This window comes from Pseudonocardia tropica (genome assembly GCF_040105315.1).
Lineage (GTDB): Bacteria > Actinomycetota > Actinomycetes > Mycobacteriales > Pseudonocardiaceae > Pseudonocardia > Pseudonocardia alni.
Genome location: NZ_JBEDNP010000049.1, coordinates 1 through 4,621, shown reverse-complemented (window position 1 = coordinate 4,621; position 4,621 = coordinate 1). Strand labels below are relative to the sequence as shown.

The 4,621-nt window shown below is 59.8% G+C and carries 2 protein-coding genes and 1 pseudogene; all 3 read right to left on the bottom strand.

Going from position 1 to position 4,621, the window contains the following annotated elements:
- Positions 1-129: 129 nt before the first annotated feature.
- Positions 130-507: pseudogene (locus tag WHI96_RS27170) on the bottom strand (helix-turn-helix domain-containing protein); the annotation flags it as partial.
- A 103-nt stretch (positions 508-610) separates the two neighbouring features.
- Complete coding sequence (locus tag WHI96_RS27165; protein WP_502311634.1) at positions 611-2,782, bottom strand: S8 family peptidase; 2,172 nt, start codon at positions 2,780-2,782, stop codon at positions 611-613.
- A gap of 31 nt (positions 2,783-2,813) precedes the next feature.
- Positions 2,814-3,833, bottom strand: a complete 1,020-nt coding sequence (locus tag WHI96_RS27160; RefSeq protein WP_345648611.1) for an AAA family ATPase — start codon at positions 3,831-3,833, stop codon at positions 2,814-2,816.
- Between the last annotated feature and the right edge of the window lie 788 nt (positions 3,834-4,621).

Below are 4,621 nucleotides of genomic sequence, written 5' to 3'. Positions count from 1 at the left end.
GGCGTTCGACGATGTTCGGTGTAGGAACCTTCATCATCAACTTCTCGGGGCCCGCCTCACCGCAGCGACACGACCCCACCCGCGCGGTCGATCACGCCCTCACCTGCACTCCATTTCCGGAAGAGCCTGTTTACCGGAGTAGAACGCCCGGTCGTATCCCGATCCCATGCCGACCCGGTCGATCGCCAGCAGGGTGCCGTCGAGGATCACGAACGCCTTGCGGCTGGCCACGTCGAGCGCCTGCTCCAGGGTCGGTGCGACCGCGGCGAGGACGTCGACGCCTTCGCGGACGTAGCGGAACACCGTGGTCGTGCCGACACCGAACCCGGCGGCCAGGGCGGTGTAGGTCTCGCCCTTGTTCAGATGCGCCAGCACCAGCAACGCCTGCTCGCCCGGTGAGAGCCGGCGCCATCGGCTCCGCATCACGGTCCGGCGGTGGCGTAGCGCGTCGGCGAGGGTCTGCAGGGCGCGGTTGGACACGGGCATCGACGACGGGTAGACAAGCACCCTGAAGCTCCTGGTTGGCGCGGGTTGATCTAGGCAATCACCCGTCTACCAGGAGCTTCACCTACTTCAGCGACACCACGCCGCAGCCCCGCCAACCTCATGATCACCAGGTTGGAAAGCGCTCATTCTCTCCCGCCTCATCGACCGATGACTCCTTCTCGGCCTTCGCGAGCTTCGCAAACTGCAGAGCGACCTCTTCATGACTGACGCCGAAGAAGCCGAATACGCTCATACGGCTCGACATGTAATCGAGACGGGTGGGCCGGACAAGAGGATCATACGTAAGCGCGATAGTGATCCTCGACTGGCCGCCGCTTTCGAAGAATGTTTGCGGCAGCCGAACTTTATATACTTGAACTCCGTCCACGTCAATCGATGTCTCCGCCAGAAGAACAGCCCTATGATCCGTCGACGCCTCGGCACGCTCGGCGCTTACGCGGCCAAAACCAGTGAATCGGCGCAGTGTCTCAAACTCTGATACACGCTCGTCCCCGAAGATGGGAGTGACCGCCCCTGCCGAAAGCAGAACGAGCGCACGAGCACTGTTGGCGTTGAGACTCGGATATGCTTGCATCGCGCGAAGGACGGCGTGAGAGACAAGAGGCGCGGCAAAGCTTGTGCCAGCACCCGTTGCTAATAGCCGCTCCGGCCGCTCTCCTCCAGCTCCCACCACCTGTACTCGCAAGTCACCGCGGGCAGGCCGATTGAGCTCGGTGTCGAACGCGATACTGCCGCCCGGGGCGCACAGCTCCGGCTTAATCGCTCCCCCAACTCCAGGACCAATCCTGGTGTAGGGACTGGGCGAGCCCTCTGCGCCCACTGGAACAATCGAGGCTCTGATTCTTGCTGGCTCCACTCCCTGCCGTTCATCGACGCACAGCGCGCCTACCGTGAGCGCCAAAGCGGACGCTGCCGGGTCAAGAATTCCGCCATCCGTCTCCGCTAGAATTCGCTCAGGATAGGTACCATTTGAAAGCTCTTCCCCGAACCATTCGATGGTCGAGTAGTTTCCCGCACTAACTACGATGACGACGTTGTTGTCGCGAGCGAACTCGTCCACAAGTGCACCGAGAGACGTCGGCCGCGGCCCACTGTATGGATTGCGCAGATCGCCGAGTGACAGATTGATCACTATCGCGCCGCCTTCAACCGCGAGATTGAGCGCATCCAGCAGTGTTCGATACCAGGTCGCACCATCCGGAAAGCCATTCTTGTCATCCAGGACTCGAATGCTAAGTAACCTTCCAGCTGGCACGAGTTCTCGCCCTGACGAGATTCGCTCCTCCAAAGAGCCGAAAAGCGCAAGGCTCGCGACGAGAGTCCCATGTCCGCTCTCATCAGAGCCATCGCCCAGCCCGGCGCCCAGATACTCTACTCCGATAATCGCTGGGGCGAGCAGAGGATGCCCGCTCCTCACCCCGGAGTCCACCACCGCAACTACTGGCGCCTCATCATCTGGAGGCTGAACTTGCGGAAGCGAACCAGGCTGCGCTTGTACGAATTCGACTACAGTTAGATCAGGGACCGGAATCGTGTCAATCCGGCGCACTCGATCAACGTCCGCAAGCGCCAGGATCCTCCCTGCAGGCACATCTGCACAAATAATCGATGCACCGACACTAGGGCGCAAGAAGCTGTCTAAAACAACCCCGCCCGCGGCTTCGATCGCCGACCGCGTTTCCCGTTGCCTTCGCTGCGCCTCATCGCGATCATCCGAACACCAACACTGGATGTCAAAACGAACTGCGGACGATGGCGCATTGAGCTCTATCGCTTTTCGCGCCCTATCCGTCAGGACGTCGGCCGGCTCGAGGAGTCGTATATCTTCCAGTGCATCGAAAAGGTCCTGGTAGGCAGCCTTTTTCTCGAAGCCGCCTTTCGTTAGCCCGGGAGACCCGCTCGCGTAGGCCGCATTCTGGGCCAGGAACTTAGTGAGCGCCGCATCCTCGGAAAAGGCGACGAGCGTACGATCACCCAGTACTTCGAGTGTAGAAAGACCTGCCTTGTCTAGGTCTTCTAAAGCCACTTTCCGGTTGGTCTGCAAGACCAGAACCAGATCCGGATTCACACCCAGAGTTGGCGGCCGCCTCTTAAATTCATCAAGTACCGTGACAGCCTTCTGTCGCACGGAACCAGCATGTGCACGACGGTCCGAGTGCGTTACGCCCGGAGAGAACCCAGACCTCGGAGCCCGCTGTCCCGGGATGACAACGCTTGGGAGACCGAGATGCGAATACACAGCCCTGCTGGCAGTTGGTCTGTCGTCTGCGGTCATGAAGTCACTCTATCGTGACAGACCGCTCGACCTAGCTGGGCTCGCCGAGCTCGGCCTCTTCAGTCGCTGCGGCGTCCGCGAGTGCAGTCATCCGTCGAATCACTCCCTCATGAGCGTGGGAGAATGCAGCATCATCAACCTGGTATGTGCCCTCCAACAACGCATACCTCAGCGCATCCATGCAAACCAGCTCGACCTCGGCCGGACTATTACCCATAAGCTCGCGAGCCCAACGATCTAGATCTGCGACTACAGGCAGTTGCCGACATTTTAGTCGGATCAATGACTCGATCTGCTGGACGCCGAGAACTCTCAGGCGGATTATCTCATCGAACCGGCGCCAGATCGCTGGATCCAGCGCTTCCGCGTGATTTGACGTCGCAACAATCAGGGACTCCCCACGCATCTCCTCAAATACCTGCAGGAGGGTCGCGACAATACGAGTCAGCTCCTGATGGTCGTTTCCCCGATGACGCTGAGCCGCGAGGGCATCAAATTCGTCAAGAAGTAATAGGCAAGGCTGGCCTTCGGCGAACGATACGATCGATTCAAGGTTCCGAGCCGTCTCTCCCAGGTAGGAAGATATGACAGAGGAGAGCTGGACGGTCGCCACGGGAAGTCCCAGTTCACTAGCTAAAGCGTGAGCCGCAGCGCTTTTTCCGGTTCCAGATCGGCCGACCAAAAGAATCCTCTGGCGAGGCCGAAGGCCGCTACTAGTTAGAGTCTCTCGACGGATATTTTCGAGTGAAATTAGACCTAAAGCTTGCCGAGACTCTGACGAGAGGATGAGGTCCTCGAAGACAAATCTGGGCTTCGATAGTTTCAGCAGATCACGATCATCTCTTGCTTTAGGCAAGGAATGAATTGGAACAATTTGGGGCGATGTTCCTACGACGCTACGCTCAAGAGACCTCTCGAGCTCTTCGGCCAGAAGGTGGTGCCGCTTGCCTCGTTCGTCCGCAATAATGCGACCAGCGACTTGCCGAAACTCGGCATCATCTCTGCGCGCATAGGCGTCGAAGAGGAGGCGAATCAGGTCGGAGCGCGACACTCGTCCCTCCTCAGTTCGACAGAAGCGATATCGACATGGATCGTCCGAATGATACTACACATCATCGGAAAGTGCCATTACAGGTTGGGCCCACAGACCGACCCTTCATCTACTCGGCTCGCCGCTCCTGAATGCCGGCCGGTCGCAGATTGCTCGCAGCGGCCCCGTCAAATCTTGAAGTCAGCCGCTAAAAATCGTGGCGGGGGACCATTGACTTGCGGGCCGACGATGTCAGCTCTGAACCCGACCGACGTCGAGACCATGCCAGCCGGTCAGGAACGGAGGGCCGTGGCTACTCTGGCATTTGAGCCGGTTCCGCCACCAGCGCAGCCACGACGGTTCGAGCCATTGAGATGGCTCGCCTCGCCGTTGCCCGTGATACTGCATGCCGCATGGTAAGTATTTCGACATCAGGCTCGAGTTCACCACTGATGATCCTTGCCGATATGTCAGCGGCAACCTTTTCGTAAGGGAACCGTGGACGGCTCATGATTCGATCCGCCTCGCTCAGCTGAGCAGGACGCTTCGGCATACGTGCCGCGAATCCGCCGGCTGCGCGTTGGTCGGCCTCCGCCACCCAGGCGGTGTAGGCCTTGAGAGTCGTCGTCCCGCCGCCACCGTGGCCCAGGCGGCCCGCGACGGTCTTGATGTCGACGCCGGCCAGTGAGCCTTTGCCAACCTGATGGACGAGCAGGTCAGCTGGCGTGCGGCGTGGCGTGACCTCGAAAGGGTGAAGCTCCTGGTAGACGGGCGATTGCCTAGATCAATCCGCCTGACCAGGAGCTTCA